This is a genomic window from Secundilactobacillus malefermentans DSM 5705 = KCTC 3548 (assembly GCF_001436395.1).
In the GTDB taxonomy this organism is placed as follows: domain Bacteria; phylum Bacillota; class Bacilli; order Lactobacillales; family Lactobacillaceae; genus Secundilactobacillus; species Secundilactobacillus malefermentans.
Genome location: NZ_AZGJ01000001.1, coordinates 64,000 through 82,110 on the forward strand (window position 1 = coordinate 64,000; position 18,111 = coordinate 82,110).

At 41.2% G+C, this 18,111-nt stretch carries 16 protein-coding genes; 11 read left to right on the forward strand and 5 right to left on the reverse strand.

Annotated features, from left to right (window positions below; genetic code table 11):
- The first annotated feature begins 12 nt into the window (after positions 1-12).
- Complete coding sequence (locus tag FD44_RS00380; RefSeq protein ID WP_010619641.1) at positions 13-1,092, forward strand: hypothetical protein; 1,080 nt, start codon at positions 13-15, stop codon at positions 1,090-1,092.
- Positions 1,093-1,133: 41 nt separating this feature from the next.
- Here FD44_RS00380 and FD44_RS00385 read toward each other — a convergent pair whose 3' ends face one another.
- Entirely contained in the window at positions 1,134-1,859 is a 726-nt protein-coding gene (locus FD44_RS00385; protein ID WP_010619642.1) for a DUF554 domain-containing protein, read from the reverse strand.
- Positions 1,860-1,995: 136 nt separating this feature from the next.
- Between FD44_RS00385 and FD44_RS00390 the strand changes: the two genes are divergently transcribed.
- The 9 genes from FD44_RS00390 (at position 1,996) to FD44_RS00430 (ending at position 11,653) form a co-directional block, all read left to right on the forward strand.
- On the forward strand, positions 1,996-2,871 hold the full coding sequence (locus FD44_RS00390) for a LysR family transcriptional regulator (protein WP_010619643.1): 876 nt from the start codon (positions 1,996-1,998) through the stop codon (positions 2,869-2,871).
- Between the two features lie 103 nt (positions 2,872-2,974).
- Entirely contained in the window at positions 2,975-4,450 is a 1,476-nt protein-coding gene (locus tag FD44_RS00395) for a UbiD family decarboxylase (RefSeq protein WP_010619644.1), read from the forward strand.
- A gap of 14 nt (positions 4,451-4,464) precedes the next feature.
- A complete protein-coding gene (locus tag FD44_RS00400) occupies positions 4,465-5,058 on the forward strand; it encodes a UbiX family flavin prenyltransferase (protein ID WP_010619645.1) in 594 nt (197 codons plus the stop codon).
- Positions 5,059-5,188: 130 nt separating this feature from the next.
- Positions 5,189-5,875, forward strand: coding sequence for a deoxyribose-phosphate aldolase (gene deoC, locus FD44_RS00405; RefSeq protein ID WP_010619646.1), 687 nt, complete (start codon positions 5,189-5,191; stop codon positions 5,873-5,875).
- A gap of 24 nt (positions 5,876-5,899) precedes the next feature.
- On the forward strand, positions 5,900-7,087 hold the full coding sequence (locus FD44_RS00410) for a phosphopentomutase (RefSeq protein ID WP_010619647.1): 1,188 nt from the start codon (positions 5,900-5,902) through the stop codon (positions 7,085-7,087).
- A 21-nt stretch (positions 7,088-7,108) separates the two neighbouring features.
- Positions 7,109-7,816, forward strand: a complete 708-nt coding sequence (gene deoD, locus FD44_RS00415; protein WP_010619648.1) for a purine-nucleoside phosphorylase — start codon at positions 7,109-7,111, stop codon at positions 7,814-7,816.
- 72 nt (positions 7,817-7,888) lie between these two features.
- Positions 7,889-8,836, forward strand: coding sequence for a sugar-binding transcriptional regulator (locus FD44_RS00420; protein WP_010619649.1), 948 nt, complete (start codon positions 7,889-7,891; stop codon positions 8,834-8,836).
- Between the two features lie 18 nt (positions 8,837-8,854).
- Positions 8,855-10,153 carry a pyrimidine-nucleoside phosphorylase gene (locus FD44_RS00425; protein WP_010619650.1) on the forward strand — a complete coding sequence of 433 codons (1,299 nt, stop codon included), beginning with the start codon at positions 8,855-8,857 and terminating at the stop codon, positions 10,151-10,153.
- Positions 10,154-10,198: 45 nt separating this feature from the next.
- Positions 10,199-11,653 carry a gamma-glutamylcysteine synthetase gene (locus tag FD44_RS00430; protein WP_235786619.1) on the forward strand — a complete coding sequence of 485 codons (1,455 nt, stop codon included), beginning with the start codon at positions 10,199-10,201 and terminating at the stop codon, positions 11,651-11,653.
- A 26-nt stretch (positions 11,654-11,679) separates the two neighbouring features.
- Here the strand turns inward: FD44_RS00430 and FD44_RS00435 are convergent, their stop codons facing one another.
- The 4 genes from FD44_RS00435 to gnd form a co-directional block, all read right to left on the reverse strand.
- Positions 11,680-13,005 carry an APC family permease gene (locus FD44_RS00435; RefSeq protein WP_010619652.1) on the reverse strand — a complete coding sequence of 442 codons (1,326 nt, stop codon included), beginning with the start codon at positions 13,003-13,005 and terminating at the stop codon, positions 11,680-11,682.
- 113 nt (positions 13,006-13,118) lie between these two features.
- Positions 13,119-14,474 (reverse strand): gluconate:H+ symporter, encoded by a 1,356-nt coding sequence (locus tag FD44_RS00440; protein WP_010619653.1) that lies wholly within the window; start codon positions 14,472-14,474, stop codon positions 13,119-13,121.
- A 119-nt stretch (positions 14,475-14,593) separates the two neighbouring features.
- Positions 14,594-16,153 carry a gluconokinase gene (gene gntK / locus FD44_RS00445; protein ID WP_010619654.1) on the reverse strand — a complete coding sequence of 520 codons (1,560 nt, stop codon included), beginning with the start codon at positions 16,151-16,153 and terminating at the stop codon, positions 14,594-14,596.
- A 53-nt stretch (positions 16,154-16,206) separates the two neighbouring features.
- On the reverse strand, positions 16,207-17,112 hold the full coding sequence (gene gnd / locus FD44_RS00450; protein ID WP_010619655.1) for a phosphogluconate dehydrogenase (NAD(+)-dependent, decarboxylating): 906 nt from the start codon (positions 17,110-17,112) through the stop codon (positions 16,207-16,209).
- A 129-nt stretch (positions 17,113-17,241) separates the two neighbouring features.
- Between gnd and FD44_RS00455 the strand changes: the two genes are divergently transcribed.
- On the forward strand, positions 17,242-18,090 hold the full coding sequence (locus tag FD44_RS00455; protein ID WP_010619656.1) for a MurR/RpiR family transcriptional regulator: 849 nt from the start codon (positions 17,242-17,244) through the stop codon (positions 18,088-18,090).
- The last annotated feature ends 21 nt before the right edge of the window (positions 18,091-18,111 follow it).

The following is an 18,111-nucleotide window of genomic DNA, read 5'->3' on the forward strand; positions in this document are numbered from 1 at the left end:
GAGTGACTCATATTGAACGATCTGCTTCAATATAGGCAAGCAACAAGTTGGGTTGTCATTATTATCCTACTTGGATTGTTTGTCGTTGGCACAGCACCAATTTATATTTTAATTTACGTTTTCTTTGCTTTAGCAATGGCAATTCGGACGATGTTAGGAACAACAAAGCGGTCGGTAAAGTTTGGATTAATCATCTCATTTATTCTTGCGATGGTGGTTCAAATTGTCTTCTGTACCACCGTCGTATTTGTTGCACAGTCCCATACATCGGTAATTGGTCATTTAATCGCTAAAGTATTTGCCACTGCGATTATTCCTTTACCACTTATGTTAGAACGATTTATTATTTCAAATAAACCGGCAGATTTTTACCCACCTTCAGTGGAGGAAGCCGCTACATTGAGCTTTAACTTTCTCAAAAACAACCTAAATAAGGTTGTTAATGCGACAAAAAGTGCAGATAAGTTAAAGTCCACATTATCGGTAAAAAATCTGAGCGCAACTTTTGGTGATTTACATCGTCATAGTTCCACCAATTATATTAATAATGGTTCTTTAACTGAAGCGTACTTTGAAAAAGTTGAGGAAAGTCTGGCAGATCCGTATCTTTACATTGTGATTTCAAATACCGGAAGTCCTGCTAGCGAAATGATTGCAATGTTTACGATGAAGCAATTTAATCATGCATCGTTATCGTTTGATAAAGACTTAAAAACAATTATTAGTTATAATGGTGGCGTTAATGTGTATCCACCTGGATTAAATCCTGAAACTGTAGAAGCTTTTCATCAAAAACCGGATGCGTCAATTCTTGTTTATCGAATCCAAGCGACTCGCGGACAGAAACAAGCGGTCGCAGAGAAGGTTAAACAAATTAACGAAGATGGCAGTGCCTACAATATTTTGGGATTGGTCACGAAACATTCAATTCGACCTAACATCATGTTTTGTTCTCAATTTGTGTATAAGATGCTCGGTATTGCTGGGCTACAGTATTTTGAAAAGAAAGACGGCCAAGTTCGACCAACAGACTTTATTGAGTTGGATTATCATAAGCAACTAGAATATTGTTACGAAATTAAATTCAAATAGAAAAAGCCGACAAAAATGTCGGCTTTTTTGGTTGGAATAGATTAAAGTATTGGGAGAATGATTGCCATCCAAAACCAGGATATCGGCATGGCAACGATCATTGCCGGAATCATATCCGCAGTAGGAAACATGACAATTTGAACCATTCGGAATCCGCTTGCAAGCATCAGTACGCCACCAGCGGCTTTGAAGTCAAGAATCATGGCTGGATTTGTTAGGGGATAGATTAAGTGTGCGGCAAAGAATAAGATAATGAAAATAACAAATTGAGGCACCGCTATCAGTGAAACAACGTAGCCTAAATTGGCAGCAAAAATGGCGGCCGTAAAGAAATCAAGAATTGATTTGGAAATTAAAATGGTCGCGTCCCCATTCATTCCTTCAGTTAAAGCACCATAGATGCCAGTACCACTTGCACAGAATAAAACAATGACCGTGACCAAAGTTGCATCAAACGTTTTTTGATCAAGCGCTGCTGGTGCGTGGATGAATTTTGATATAAATTTTTGCATGTTTGAAGCACCACGATTGATCCATTCTCCGAGGTGAAAAATAAGGCCGATGGCTGTTCCAATGATAATTGAGAAAATAACCGCCGCCATATTTTTCATGGGTGCAATTGCGAAAATTCCCATGGCCATTGAACAAACACCAAATGCCATGTTGAGACTTTCCTTAAACCCTTTTGACATTTTCTTGCCACCTAGGGCACCAAAAATACCACCCAGAAGGACTGAAAGGGCGTTTACTGTTATACCAATTGGCATAATAACGAAGACCTCCTAATATCTGTCAGACTATATTGCCTAATCAAGAGAAAAGTTTACAGATAAAAGAAAATACTAGCAATTCAAGTTTTGTGTTAAAATATTCCAAATAGGAATGAAAGAGATTGGCGTAAATATGGATACTCGAAAATTAGCTACTTTTGTAGATTTAGCACAAACTAACAATTATAGTAAAACGGCGGAACGCCTCTATTCAACGCAGGCGACCGTTTCTAAGCATATTCTCTCGTTAGAGAAAGAATGGCATGTGATGTTATTCTCCAGAGCCCATCGAACCGTTTCTTTGACGGCAGAAGGCAAAAAGATTCTCCCTCTGGTAAATTCACTATTGGAGAAAGAGCACGAGTTGCAAAAAGTGATTGAACTGCAAAATAATCAACGAACAAATAGTCTGATTATTAAAACAATTCCCTCAGTTTCCCAGTATGGCGCTTTTAACGTTATTACGGAATTTGCCAAACAACAGCCTCAAATTGAGCTTAAATTTAATGAAGTTGAAACGGATTCGCTCTTTGATCAATTAGCTGACGAAAGTGCTGATATTATTTTTACGAGGCTTTTTGATAAGATTCCTCGTTTTGACGTGTTGACTAGCGAACAAGACTATTTTGTCGCATTGTTACCGAAAACTCATCCGTTAGCGAAACAAAAAGAGATTTCAGCGAATATGTTGAAGGGGGAATCGTTTTTACTGTTAGATGATTCTACCCAACTATTGGCGCCGGTAGTCGCTTCACTCAGGGAGGCGGGCGTTAAACCAGACATTATTTATGAGGGTAAACGAATAGATTTGATTTTGGGAATGCTAAATCGGGGAATGGGAGTTTCAATTATGATGAATAAATCATTTGATTTAAGCCATTTTGATCAGGTCGTTGCGATTCCCATTACGCCGCTTAAATACAGTAGATTAGCATTTGTGCGAACGAAGAAGAACCAGTCATCGGCAAGTGACCAGTTCTGGAAATTTGCGCAACAAAACCAGAAATAGTAGACTCATTCCATTATGGAATAGGTCTGCTATTTTTTTGAATTGTTTTGATTCAAGAAATGAACGATACTAAATACTGTAAGTAAAAGAGGAGGTTCTTTTCATGTCAGAACAACCATACGATTTAAGAAAAGTACTAAGCGAAATAAAAGATGATCCTAAACAATATCATGAAACCAATGTCGAAATTGATCCAGATGCTGATTTAGCTGGTGTCTATCGTTATATTGGTTCAGGTGGAACCGTTCAACGACCAACGAGCGAAGGTCCAACAATGATGTTTAATAACGTAAAAGGGTTCCCAGGTAGCCGAGTTTTGATTGGCTTACAGGCATCTAGGAAACGGGTTGGAAAAATTTTGCATCATGACTATAAAACGTTGGGTCAAATGTTAAATGAGGCTGTGACTCATCCAATGGCTCCCGTTGAGGTTACAAAAGCGAACGCGCCAGCGCAAGAGGTTGTCCATTTGGCAACGGACGCTGACTTTGATATTCGTAAATTACTTGCAGCACCAACTAATACACCAGTTGATGCTGGTCCTTACATTACGATGGGGGTTGTTTATGGTCATAGCGTAGACGGCCAAGAAAGCGACGTTACGATTCATCGAATGGTCTTGGAAGATAAAGACACCATCGGGATGTACATCATGCCTAGTGGCCGTCATATTGGGGCATTTTTGAAAGAGTATGAAGATCAAAACAAGCCGATGCCCATTACAATCAATATTGGCTTAGATCCAGCAATCACGATTGGTGCGACATTTGAGCCACCGACAACACCACTTGGTTATAATGAACTTCAGGTCGCTGGGGCACTCCGAAACGAAGCTGTCCAAGTTGTTCCTGGTGTCGCAGTCGACGCCATGGGAATCGCTCGTTCTGAGTGGATTATTGAGGCTGAAATTATGCCAAACCAGAAAATGCAAGAAGATATTAATACGAATTCAGGATACGCCATGCCAGAATTTCCAGGATACAATGGTAAAGCAAATCCTGCCGTCAACGTGGTTAAAATAAAGGCTGTGACGCATCGGAAAGACAATCCAATCGTTCAAACGACAATTGGTCCGTCTGAAGAGCACGTCTCAATGGCCGGAATTCCCACAGAAGCTTCTATTCTAAATTTGGTTGATCGTGCAATTCCAGGTAAGGTCCTAAATGTGTACAATGCACCAGCTGGTGGTGGAAAGCTCATGACGATTATGCAAATTCATAAAGACAACGAGGCCGATGAAGGGATTCAACGCCAAGCCGCATTGTTGGCATTTTCATCATTTAAGGAACTTAAAACGGTTATTTTAGTTGATGAAGACGTTGATATTTTTGATTGGAATGATGTCATGTGGACCATTAATACGCGGTTCCAAGCTGATCGCGATATTATGGTTTTAGAGGGGATGCGAAATCATCCACTTGATCCATCCGAATTGCCTGAATATGATCCTGCGCGAATCAGAATTAGAGGAATGAGTTCAAAGCTAGTTTTAGATGGAACATTCCCTTATGATATGCGGGACACGTTTAAGCGGGCGCAATTTAAAGAAGTTACAGATTGGAAGAAGTATTTAGATTAATTTAGGGGGGGCACATGAAAAAAATTGTTGTTGGTATTTCAGGTGCAAGCGGCACCATATACGGGATTCGTTTGCTAGAGGCGTTAAAGCAAGACCCCGATGTGGAAACTCATTTAGTCATGAGTCGATGGGCTAAAGAAAACCTTGCCGTGGAGGATACCGGTTATACAGATGCACAGGTCAAAGCATTGGCTGATTTTGTTTATCCGGAACAAAATATGGGCGCCACCATTTCGAGTGGCAGCTTTCTTCATGATGGAATGGTCATTGTTCCAGCAAGTATGAAAACAGTTGCTGCCGTCGCAACGGGCTTGGGTGATAATTTAATTGCCAGAGCCGCTGACGTGACGCTGAAGGAACAACGACAATTAATCATTGTCCCAAGGGAATCCCCATTTAATCAAATTCATTTGGAAAATATGTTGAAACTTTCGAAAATGGGCGTTGCAATTATTCCACCCATTCCGGCTTTTTATAATCAACCTAAAACGGTGGATGACATTGTGAACCATACCGTCATGAAGATTCTCGATCATTTGAATATCGATAATTCAATTAGTAAACGGTGGATTGGATTGGCAAATGCGCGTCAGGAAGCTAGAAAATAAGCAATGAAACAGTCACTTAAAAGGGTGGCTGTTTTTATTTATGAGAATTTGAACAGAATTTCATTGTATTATTTTACATTTGTTCAAAAATAAGGTATTCTATGTTTGTAAATGAAAGGGGTTTCAAACAATGAAATTAACGATAGAACAATTAGCAAAATATATTGATCACACTAACTTAAAGGCAGAGGCAACTAAGGCTGATATTCAAAAGACTTGCGAAGAGGCCGCAAAGTATAATACGGCTTCCGTTTGTGTTAACTCGTACTGGATTCCATTTGTTGCGGAGCAATTAAAGGGCACAACTGTTAATCCAATCGCAGTTGTTGGCTTTCCCTTAGGTGCAATGTCAACTAATGCCAAGGTTTATGAGGCAAATGACGCGATTGACGCTGGTGCTGAAGAAATCGACATGGTTATCAATATTGGCGAACTTCGCGGTGGAAATACCGAAGTTGTGTTAGCAGATATTAAAGCTTTGTCAAAAGCTGTTCATGCAAAAAATAAACTATTAAAAGTTATTATTGAAACAGCACTCTTAAACAAGGATGAAATCAAGCTTGCTAGCAAATTAACAGTTGAGGGCGAAGCAGATTTTGTGAAAACTTCTACCGGATTCTCTACATCTGGTGCTAAACTAGAAGATGTTAAAATTATGAGAGAAACCGTTGGACCTGATTTTGGTGTTAAGGCTTCTGGTGGTGTTCACTCATATGAGGAAGCCATTGAAATGATTGAAGCTGGTGCAACTCGCTTAGGTGTTAGTGCAACGGTCGCTATTTTAACAGGTTCTAAGGATACATCTAAAGGCTACTAAAATTTCCAGAGAGGATGTTATTTCATGACTTATAAGCGTGTTTTTGGTCTCGTTTTAGATTCAGTTGGTACTGGGGCAGCTCCCGATGCTGATAAGTTCAATGATGGTGGTGCTGATACTTTAGGCCACGTTGGTGAACATTTTGCCGGTAAATTAAAGATCCCCAATCTTCAGAAATTAGGAATCTCAAATTTAAGAGCGGTTCCTATTGAGGGTGTTCCAGCAGTAGAAAAGCCAATTGGCTACTATGGCAAAATGCAAGAAATATCGGCGGGTAAGGACAGTATGGACGGCCACTGGGAAATGATGGGCTTGCCAGTCAAAAAAGCGCTCAGTACATTTCCAAATGGCTTTCCTGAAGAAATTTTATCTAAGCTTGAGAAGTTCTCAGGACGTAAGATAATTGGAAACCGACCAGAATCAGGGACAAAAATCATTGCCGAACTTGGCGAGCAACAGATGAAAACGGGGGATCTGATTGTCTATACATCAGGTGACTCTGTTATCCAAATTGCCGCCCATGAAGACGTTATTCCGCTCAAGGAACTATACAAAATTTGTGAGTATGCGCGTTCCATCGTTAATGGACCTGAATATACGGTTGGTCGGATTATTGCACGACCATACGTGGGTCCTGATAAGGATCACTTTACGCGAACCGCAAACCGTCACGACTTCACTTTGGAGCCTACTAGTGATACTGATATTGATTTTCTCCAACAAGCTGGTGTTCATACCGTTGGTGTTGGTAAAATTAATGACATATTCTCGGGTCACGGAATTGATGAAGGTTACCATAACGAAAGCAACATGGATGGAATGGATCATGTGGATCACGTGATGACTGAAGATTTCACCGGATTTTGCTTTATTAACCTGGTTGATTTTGATGCGATGTATGGTCATCGTCGTAATCCAGAAGGCTTCGGAAATGCATTGATGGAATTTGATAAACGTTTGGGAACGGTTTTAGACAACATGAAACCAGATGACCTCTTGCTCATTACCGCTGATCATGGAAATGACCCTGGTTTTAGGGGAACAGACCATACCCGTGAATTTGTCCCATTACTTGCTTATTCGCCAAGTATGAAAGAGTCTGGTAGTCTAGGAATTCGTTCACCATTTGCTGATTTTGGTGCAACTGTTCTTGATAACTTCAAGGTTTCTGGAAATGGTAACGGACAAAGTTTCTTGGACGAACTAAAATAATTCCCTTAAGGAGGAAATTTCATGAGTGAGCATATTGAAGCAAAAAAGGGCGATATTGCAGATACAGTATTACTTCCTGGTGATCCACTGCGAGCAAAATATATTGCCGAAACTTTTTTTGAAAATCCTGTTCGATATAACACAGTGCGAAACGCATTTGGCTATACAGGAACCTATAAGGGAAAACGAGTATCCGTTCAAGGAACGGGCATGGGAATTCCATCAATTTCCATCTACACGAATGAATTAATTAATGAATATGGTGTAAAAACGTTGTTCAGAGTGGGTTCTTCAGGCGGTATGAGTCCAGATGTCCACGTTCGTGACGTGATTTTAGCAGAGGGCGCAACCACCGATTCATCCATTATCCATAACACGTTTGGCGGTGGAATCTATTTTGCACCTATTGCTGATTTTGGCCTACTAGATACGGCTTATCACGCAGCTGATGAATTAGACATTCCAGTTCGAGTTGGAAACGTTCTTTCTGAAGATCGTTTCTATAATGATGAAATGGACCGTCAAAAATTAGTTGATTATGGCGTGGCAGCAACGGAAATGGAAACCGCTGCACTTTATCTATTGGCAGCAAAGTACCATGTACGAGCTTTAGCAGTTTTGACAATCAGTAATCATTTGATTACGGGTGAAGAAACGACAGCTGAAGAACGAGAAAAATCGTTTAATGACATGATTAAGGTTGCTTTAGAAACAGCCGTTAAAGGCTAGTTTATAATACTGAGGAGGGGGACGAATGGCGTTTGATGCATTCGCCCCCCGTTGTGAAGGAAGTGGAATTGATTGAGCGAGTCACGACAAGTTAGATTTGAGCACGGGCTCCAAGTTGCTAAATTATATTACGAACAAAATATGAGTCAAAGCCAAATTGCAAAAGCAATGTCAATTTCGCGACCAACAGTGTCTCGGCTTTTACAATTTGCTCGAGATCAAGGAATCGTTCGAATTCAAATAAACGATTTATTAATGGATGTCTCAACGTTAGAGGCTCAACTTAGAAGCAAGTATCAAATTGACGTTCACGTGGTTCCCACTAGAGGGCTGGCCGTTAAAGAACGCTTAAGTGTGGTTGGACAAGCAGCGGCGCAGTACCTTGAATCTATCACGAAGCCACAAGATATCATTGGGATTGGGTGGGGGAAAACTATTTACTCAGTTGGATCTCATTTGTCAGAGATGGCAGTACCAGGTGTCATGGTTGTGCAAATGAAGGGTGGCGTTTCCTACTCGGAGCAGCCGACTTATGCGTTTGAGTCAATAAACGCGTTTGCCCATGCATTTCAAACCTACCCCCAGTACTTACCGCTACCAGTGATATTTGATAACTTGCAGACTAAGCAACTCGTTGAACAAGAACGGCATATTCAGCAGGTGACGGAACTATCTAAAGAAGCAAATATTGCTGTTTTTTCGGTTGGAACGGTTCGAGATAACGCGATGATTTTTCAGTTAGGATATTTAAAAAAGGCTGAAATTACCTATTTAAAAAAACACGCAGTTGGTGATATTTTTTCTCGATTTATTGATAAGGACGGCCAGATTGCTGATGAAACATTGAATGAGCGAACAATTGGGATTTCACTACCTGATTTGAAAACAAAGGCTCACGCAATTTTGGTTGTTTGTGGTGATGAAAAGGTGACTTCGACTGACGCTGCATTAAAGGGTGGTTATGCCAACTGTTTGGTAATTGATCAGCATGCAGCGCAAAAACTTTTGGATTATGACTAAATAGATGAGGTGAATAATATGAGAATGCTAGATATTATCGAGTCAAAGAAACAAGGAAATAAATTATCAGATGATGAGATTCAATTTTTTGTTGATGGCGTCGTTGATGGGTCTATCCCTGATTACCAGACGAGTGCTTTGTTAATGGCAATTTATTTCAATGGGATGACGGATAGTGAGCAGACTAAACTGACGATGGCGATGATGCATTCTGGCGATCATTTGAACTTGTCATCAATTGAAGGCATCAAAGTTGATAAGCACTCAACCGGTGGTGTTGGAGATAAAACCAGTATTCCGCTTGCTGCACTAGTTGCAGCGCTGGGTATCCCAGTTCCAATGATTTCCGGTCGTGGCTTAGGCCATACGGGTGGTACGTTGGATAAATTGGAAGCGATCCCAGGATACAAGGTGGAAATTAGCGAATCCGACTTTAAGAAACAGGTTCAGAAAGAGCAGTTGGCTATTATTGGCGCAACAGGAAATATTGCCCCAGCTGATAAGAAAATTTATGCGCTACGTGACGTTACGGCAACGGTTGATTCAATTCCATTGATTGCCGGCTCAATCATGTCTAAGAAAATTGCATCAGGAACAGATGCGCTGGTGATTGATGTTAAAACTGGTGCAGGTGCGTTCATGAAGACGCTTGATGACTCGCGAGCACTTGCTAAGGCGCTTGTAAAAATTGGTCAGGGAGTTGGAATGGACTGCATGGCACTCATTTCAGACATGAATCAACCCTTGGGTAATGCGATTGGGAATGCCCTTGAAATTAAAGAATCGATCGATTTGCTGAATGGCAATGGTCCCAAAGACCTACTTGAGCTGGTATTAACGTTAGGAAGCCACATGGTAGTTCTTGCTGGCAAAGCACAAACGCTTGACGAAGCTCGGCAAAAGCTCGAAGGGACGATTACAGATGGATCAGCTCTAGAGCGGTTCAGAGCGATGGTTGTGGCCCAGGGTGGAGACGGAAGTGTCGTTGATCATCCAGAGATTATGCCTCAAGCCAAGTTTAAGATTGAACTGCCTGCAAAGGAAAGTGGCGTTGTTTCCGAAATTGAAGCAGATGAGATGGGAATTGCCAGCATGCTTTTAGGCGGTGGCCGACAAAAAGCTGATGATCAGCTGGACTATGCAGTTGGTATCGTGCTCCATAAGAAGATTGGTGATAAGGTCAGCAAGGGTGAGTCACTCATGACCATTTACAGTGACACGGAACAAATTGATGATATCAAGGAACAAATTTACCAGAACGTTAAAATCACTGATTCCGCTTCAGCACCAGAGCTCATTAAAGAAATCATTAAATAACCGAGTGATTTTTACTGTTCATTAATTTTGAATTGGGTATAATTAATGCTAAAGACGGTAAAACGGGGGATGGATATGCTGGATAATTTACTACAAGTAATCAAGGATGAAGGAGTTGCTGAGCAGCTTTTTCATAGTCTGATTGGAATTGAAGTAGAAGCGTATCGAGTTGACCAAGAGGGTCGGTTAAGCGAGCAACCCTATCCCCGCAAATTGGGTAAGCACGAATATCATCCCTACCTAAAGGCGGATAAAACGAAAACTAAATTTGAAGTTGTGACGGATCCAAATCCGAATATTGGTGGTGTTCTTGACCAGTTAGATACACTTCAGACCGCTTTTTATCGCTCACTAGAAGGCGACGATCGAATTTGGCCGCTTAGCACGCCGCCTCGGGCCAATGGAACAACAAATGGTACAGTTAATAGTGACGAGCGTACAACCGGCGTACACGTTAACTACAGCATCCCTGATCCAGTGATCAATCGCCTGTACAGCCACTATCAATCAGAGTATGCAACCGTTATTGAGTTTAAAAATAATCTTTACTTGCGAATGATGCAAAACTTTATTTGTAATCGTTGGTTATTGACGTATCTATTTGGCGCTAGTCCTGAGTCAACTCATTCAGCATTTTCAAAAATTGATCATCCTGTTCGGAGTATCCGAAATAGCGATTTGGGTTTCGTAAATTTAACAACTAAAAAATTGAGCTATGCGTCTGTAGAAGCACACATTGCAGATCTCAACCAGCAAATTAAATTGGGTCAGCTGGCAACGATTGCTGATTACCAGGCGCCAATCAGGATGCGGGGGTCAGAAACACCTGACACCTTAAAGTCAATCGGTGCGCGCTATCTTGAAATACGTGCCTTGGATAATACACCATTTACCTCTAATGGGATTAGTCGTCACGCCTTGTACTTTATGAAATTCTTTATGATTGATTTGATGGTTCGACCAGTGGATACTAGTCGGCTATCTGCAATTTTACAATTAGGGATTGAAAAGAATAATCGCGTTGCTCTAGAGTTACCAACTGCTCATACGTACCTTGAGAATGAAGGCGTGTCTATTTTTAGCGACCTTAAAGTGTTGGCGTCAGAGCTAAATGCGCACATTGAGCAAACGGCAGCTTTAGATGATTTATTTGAAGTCATGACGCATCCCGAGTTAACACCGGCAGCGATGATTTATAATCGAGCTGGAAATCAAGCTATTGATTCGTTTGCGTTGAGTGTTGCAACTCGTTGGCGGACTGAACGATTAAGTTCGCGAAAGCTCTTGCCAGCAATTGGTCGACTTTCGCACAAGGCACAACAGGTTATCCTAATTGCGATTCAACGAGGGATTCAGTACTATCAAATTAAGGATGAGCAGGGTGGCGACCTACTGATGTTGACTTATGAAAGCATCACCCAAGTTATCTTGATGATTGATATTGAAAAATACGAACCGGAACAATTAATTCACAAATTGTTTCCGACCTTCGAAATGTAAACAAAAAGGAACTATGATTGAAAAAATCATAGTTCCTTATTTTTGTGCTGCTTATAAAAGTAAACTGGAATACCAATCCCTGTTAACAAAAGGCCAACCATTGCCAATAAAGGCTGAGTGAAGATGGTTAGCAGGAGAATGAAGATCCCACCAACGATTGCGATAATTGGAACGGCAGGATACCAGGGAACCAGGTACGGTCGCTTAAGTTTGGGTTCCCGTTTTCGTAAAATAAAGATGGCAATAAAAATCATTACGTTGAAAATCCACATAACGAACACAAGCATGTCAGTCAACAAATCAAAAGAACCGAGACACATCATGATGACGGCAATTAACAACTGAACGCTACCAGCAAAGTAAGGTACATAAGTGTGTGGCGACAAACGCTTGAAGTATTTGCTAAATGGTAGTGAGTTCTCTTCTGCCATTGCAAATGGTACTCGCATACCTGTCAGCGTATAGCCGTTGATGGCACCGTAAACGGATATTAGAATCCCAATCGTGACTAATTTACCGCCAGATTGGCCAAATAGTGCCATGGCAGATTCCGCCGCGGTATTTTGATTACCGGCAATTTGGTCGATTGGAATTGTTTTTAGAAAGACGAAGTTAATGAGCGCATACACAATGGTAATAAATAAGAGGCCCAATGCAATTGCTTTGGGCAAGTCCTTTTCAGGATTCTTGAGTTCACCAGCGATGGTTCCGATGTTAATCCAACCATCGTAAGCAAACATTGTGGCAAGCAGTCCACCACCAAACGCGGTCCAAAATCCGATATGGTGACCCGTTGCAACCGGCCACCAAGAAACGTCAACTTGGCCAGGGGTAAAGATCCCCCAGATAATAATGAGGATGATCGGAATGAGCTTAAAAATCAGTGTGATTGATTGGAGTCGTCCGCCAACTCGGGCACCCAAAAAGTTAATCAGGGTGATACTTAGACCACAAATGATGGCAATTGGGATGTGCCAAATGATTGGCAAATGAAATAAATTTAAAAATTGGGTGGAGAAGATAATGGAAAGTGCGGCAATATTTGCTGGATAATAAACGAGGATTTGGGCCCAACCCATTAAGAAGGCGGGTAATTTACCATATGTATATTCAACATATTTAATTGCCCCACCAGTGTGCGGGAGGGCGGCAGCGATTTCAGCACTAGTTAACCCTGCACAGAGTGTCAGGATTCCACCAAGCAACCAAGCAATAATTGTCATGCTAGCTGAATAATTAGAGCTAACGACACTTGCTACTTTAAAGAAGACACCACCACCGATAACGGTACCCATGACGGTAGAAAATGCAGTGAAAAAACCTATCTCTCTTTTTAAATGTTTCTCTTCCATATAAATACTCCTTATTCAAAAACTTCAGCCCGATAAGTATACCATAATTGGAAAACGCAAGGCGACAAAAAAGGCTACGACATCACTGTGTCGTAGCCTTAATAGATTAACTTTTAATGGAAGAACATGTTTAAAATCATAACGATAATGATACCGACGACAGAAATCACTGTTTCTAGTACGGTCCAGATGGAAAGAGTTTGTTTGATGGTTAAATCAAAGTATTCTCTGAACATCCAGAAACCGGCATCGTTAACGTGAGATGCAGCAAGTGAACCGGCACCGATGGCAAGAACCATCAGAGCTGGATCTACACCAGATTGTGCCATTAATGGAGCAACAATCCCGGCAGCTGTTAATGCTGACACAGTTGCTGAACCAAGCGCAACACGGAGGACAACGGCGACTAACCAACCAAGAATTAGTGGTGACATTCCTGAGTTAGTGAAGATCTTGGCAACTTCATTACCAACACCACCATCAATTAGGACTTGCTTGAAGGCACCACCACCACCAATAACCAAGAGAAGCATGGCGATTGATTTAACGGCGTTTTCTAGTGAAGCCATGATGTCAGTCGTTGCACGACCACGACCCCAGCCCATTGTGAACATTGCGAACACAAGTGAGATAAGCATGGCGATACTTGGTGATCCAATCAAACTAATGATTTGGTCAACCATTGTTGGATCTTTTGGTGTTTCTCCACCATTGACAGCCATTGAATAGATGGTTGTAATTGCCATCAAAATAACTGGGAAGAGGGAAGTTAACACTGAGATACCAAATGAAGGCGCTTCTTCTTTAGTGAAGGTTTTCATTTCACCAAATGAGCTGAGGTTACCCTTTTGCTCAAAAGCTGATGGTGCAAATTTTTGAGCTAACTTAGTGAAGAGTGGACCAGCGACATAAGCGGCTGGAATTGCGACAACTAAACCAAAGATAAGGACTTTACCAGTGTTTGCGTTCAATGCTGCTGAAATAGCAACTGGCGCTGGATGAGGTGGTAAGAATCCGTGAGTAACTGATAAAGCAGCTGCCATTGAAATACCTAGGTAAAGAATTGGTACGCCGGCTTCAAGAGCGATTGCGAAGACGATAGGAATCAAGAGAACCATACCAACTTCGAAGAATAAGGCGATACCAATGATAAATGAGGCAAGCATGATGGCTAGTTGAAGCCGTTTGCGACCAAATTTATCAATTAAGGTAGTTGCGATGGTGTGAGCACCACCAGCATCAGCAACCAATCGACCAAGCATAGCACCAAAACCAAAGACTAGTGATAATTCACCAAGTTGGCTTCCAATACCATCTTGAATACTGGTTGCAATTTTAGTCATGTCCATACCAAGAAGAAGGGCGGTAAGAACGGACGTAAGAATTAAAGCAACGAATGTGTTTACTTTAAAGCGAATGATTAACAAAAGTAGAAATACGACACCGATAACGAGTGCAAGAATTGCCATGAGATAGTAAGCCCTTTCATTGTTTATTTATAAAGTAGTGACTCGGATGAGCCACTAGCTTTAAGACCTTTTAATATACGCCTTTTTTTGAGAAAGGCAAGTGAATAAGTTTTGAATAACTAGTCGTCATTCTGATTTTGCTTTTTTTGTTCCTCATTACGCTGAAATTCAGCAATATTCTTGTATTCAGTCTGAAGTAAACGACTAAGACGAATATAAATTGGAACCAATGTCCGATATGCTTCAAATGTTTCTGGATTAGGATGGTGGACATTTGTAACCCCAACGAACTTCTTAACTTCGCTTAGGTCATCAATGATTCCCAAACTATACATACCCAAGACAGCGGCGCCTAAAGCAGTTCCCTCGAAACTCTCGGGAATAGTCACGTCCTGTTCAAAGATATCAGCCAACATTTGACGCCAAAGAGCTGATCGTGCAAAACCACCGGTAGCTTGGATACTCTTGGGTTTTCCAACGACTTCCTCTAACGCCAACATAACGGTGTAAAGATTGTAAACAATTCCTTCTAGCGCAGCGCGAACCATATGAGCACGTGTATGAGTTCTAGTTAGACCGAAGAATGAGCCTCGTGCATTTGCATCCCAAATTGGGGCACGTTCGCCACCTAAGAATGGGTGGAAAATCAAACCATCAGAACCAGCTGGAATTTTTTCTGCAATTTGCGTTAACAAATCGTATGAATCAATTTGCATTTGTTCAGCGGTAATCTTTTCTGGTGCAAATAGTTGATCTCTAACCCAACGGAAGACAATTCCTCCATTGTTGACTGGACCACCAACCACCCATTTGTTAGGGGCAAGATAGTAACAGAAAACACGGGCCTTTGGATCAATGCGAGGCTTGTCGGTAATAACCCGAACGGCGCCTGAAGTACCAATGGTAACTGCGACGACACCAGGGTCGATTGCATTTACGCCAAGGTTAGAAAGAGGACCGTCAGTCGCACCCATAATGAATGGGACGTCTTTTTCGATGCCAATTACTCGTGCATATTCATCACGTAAGCCAACCATCTTATCAGTGGTGTCCACTAATTCAGGTAGTTGATCACGAGTTACACCAGCAACTTCTAGCGCTTGGTCATCCCAATCCATATTGAAGATGTTGAACATCCCTGTTGCATTAGCAGTTGAATACTCTTCTTTGAGTTGTCCAAACAACTTATAAAGAACGTATTCCTTTATTCCAACGAACCATGAAGCTTTCTTAAATAAATCAGGTTGGTCATTTCTGAGCCAGATTAATTTAGAAAGTGGTGTCATTGGGTGAATCGGTGTTCCAGTCTTTTCGTAAAGCTGTTTACCAACGCCATTTTCACGTAATTCATCAGCATACTTAACGGCTCGATTGTCCGCCCAAGTGATAGCTCGCGTTAATGGTTTGTAGTTTTCATCCAGTAGAATCAAACTATGCATGGCAGCTGAGAAAGAAACACCTTTTAATGTTCCAGTCTTCAGGTCAGCTTTTCTTAAAACGGCTGTTAAACCATCCAGAACGCCGGAGAAGATCTCTTCTGGATCTTCTTCAGCCATATCTGGTTGATCTTGATAGAGGGGATAGAGGTTATTGGAGTAGCCTAATACCTTACCCGCAGTATCATAAAGTACTGTTTTGACACTGGTTGTTCCAATGTCAATACCAATCATGTAATCCAATTGATTTACCCCTTTTCAAATAGTGCGTATAACCTAAGGTCAATTTAAGTTAATTATTTACCAGGTTTGTCCATTGCGTGTCCACCGAAGCCGTTACGAAGGGCTGCAACAACCTTACCAGTGAATGTGTCATCTTGCATTGAACGGTAACGAGTCATCAAAGCCATTGCAATAACTGGCGTTGGAACCTTGTGGCTAAGTGCTTCTTCAAGTGTCCAAGCACCTTCACCAGATGAGTGCATACGACCAGCAATTTGTTCAAGTTCTGGATCTTTAGCAAATGCTTCTTCTGCTAATTCCATGAGCCATCCACGAATAACTGAACCATGGCTCCAAACCTTTGCAACTGCTTCGTTGTCGTAGTCAAAATCGCTTGCTTCAAGAACTTCAAAACCTTCAGCGATAGCTTGCATTTCACCATATTCGATACCGTTATGAACCATCTTAAGGTAGTGGCCTGAAGCAGCACGGCCAGTGTAAAGGTAACCGTCTTCTTCGGAAATATCTTCATATAATGGGCGAATTGTTTCAAATGCTTCCTTGTTGTCGCCACCAATCATGAAGTTACCGTGTGAACGAGCGCCTTCCATACCACCAGATGTACCAGAATCAAAGAAAATAATGTCCTTGTTCTTTAATAATTCGTTGTGACGAAGTGAGTCCTTGTAGAATGAGTTACCGCCATCGATTAAGATGTCACCGGCACCCAATAAGTTGCTTAAATCTTCGATAGTTGAATCGGTTGGTTTGCCAGCAGGTACCATAACCCAAACAATCTTTGGTGATGGTAATTTGGAAACCATGTCTTTCAAACTGTCGGCGCCTTCAGCACCTGCAGCAACTGCTTCTTTAACGTTGTCTTGACTTAAATCAAAACCAACGATTTCGTGGTTGTGATCCATTGCATTCTTTGCAAGGTTCAAACCCATTTTTCCTAAACCAACTAATCCTAGCTTCATTATTAATAACGCTCCTTAGCAAAAATTTAGTAACGAAACTATTATATGAAAATACTTTTCACATTTCAAGTGTTTTAGTGTAAAATATTTACAAAATGAAAAAAAGTATCAATTGGGGGATACATAATCATGCATTCAACGTTAAGTAATATTCGCTCCTATTTTCCGAATTTAAGTCAAACGGATCGAAAAATAGCTAACTATGTTTTGAAAAATCCAAATAAGTCTGGCCGAGAAACCATCAAGAGTTTGGCGGCCACAGTAGGCGTCTCAACCGCTTCTATTTCAAGATTTGTGAAACGAGTGGGCTATCATAATTTTCGTGAGTTTTCAGTTGAACTTGCCCAGATTGAGACAAATTCAACGAGTGGTCAGACAATCTTCAAAGAAATTGACAGGGGGGATTCCCTTGCAACAATTACTCAGAAGACATTTCATTCACAAATCAGTGCGCTTGAGTCGACACAGGCTGCCCTTAAAGAATCTGAATTGGCCCGTGCTGTCCTAAAAATTATTAAATCAAAACAACTAAACTTTTTTGGCCTTGGCGCCTCATCTATCGTTGCCTTAGATGGCTATCATAAATTTTTAAGAACCTCTTTAAATTGCGTTTTCCATCCTGACTATGATATTCAATTGATGCAAGCAGCCAGAATGAACGAGGATGATTGTGCCATCGTTATTTCCCATTCAGGAGAAAATCATGAGACCTTGTTACTCGTTGAAACACTAAAGGAACAGGGAACCCCGATAATCGGGATTACAAGCTTCGCTAATTCAACCTTGGCAAATGAGGCGGATGTAACCTTACTATCATTAGCAGAGGAAGTTAACTATCGATCTGAAGGAATGTATTCTTTAATTGCCCAAATGACAATTATGGATACGCTCTTCATGATGTCGGCCGTTCGAATTTCTCATGATATGGAAGGCGTCATGAAGTCCGTTCATGATGTTATTGAGAAAACGCGTCATTAAAGTGATCCGTGTTAAAATAGG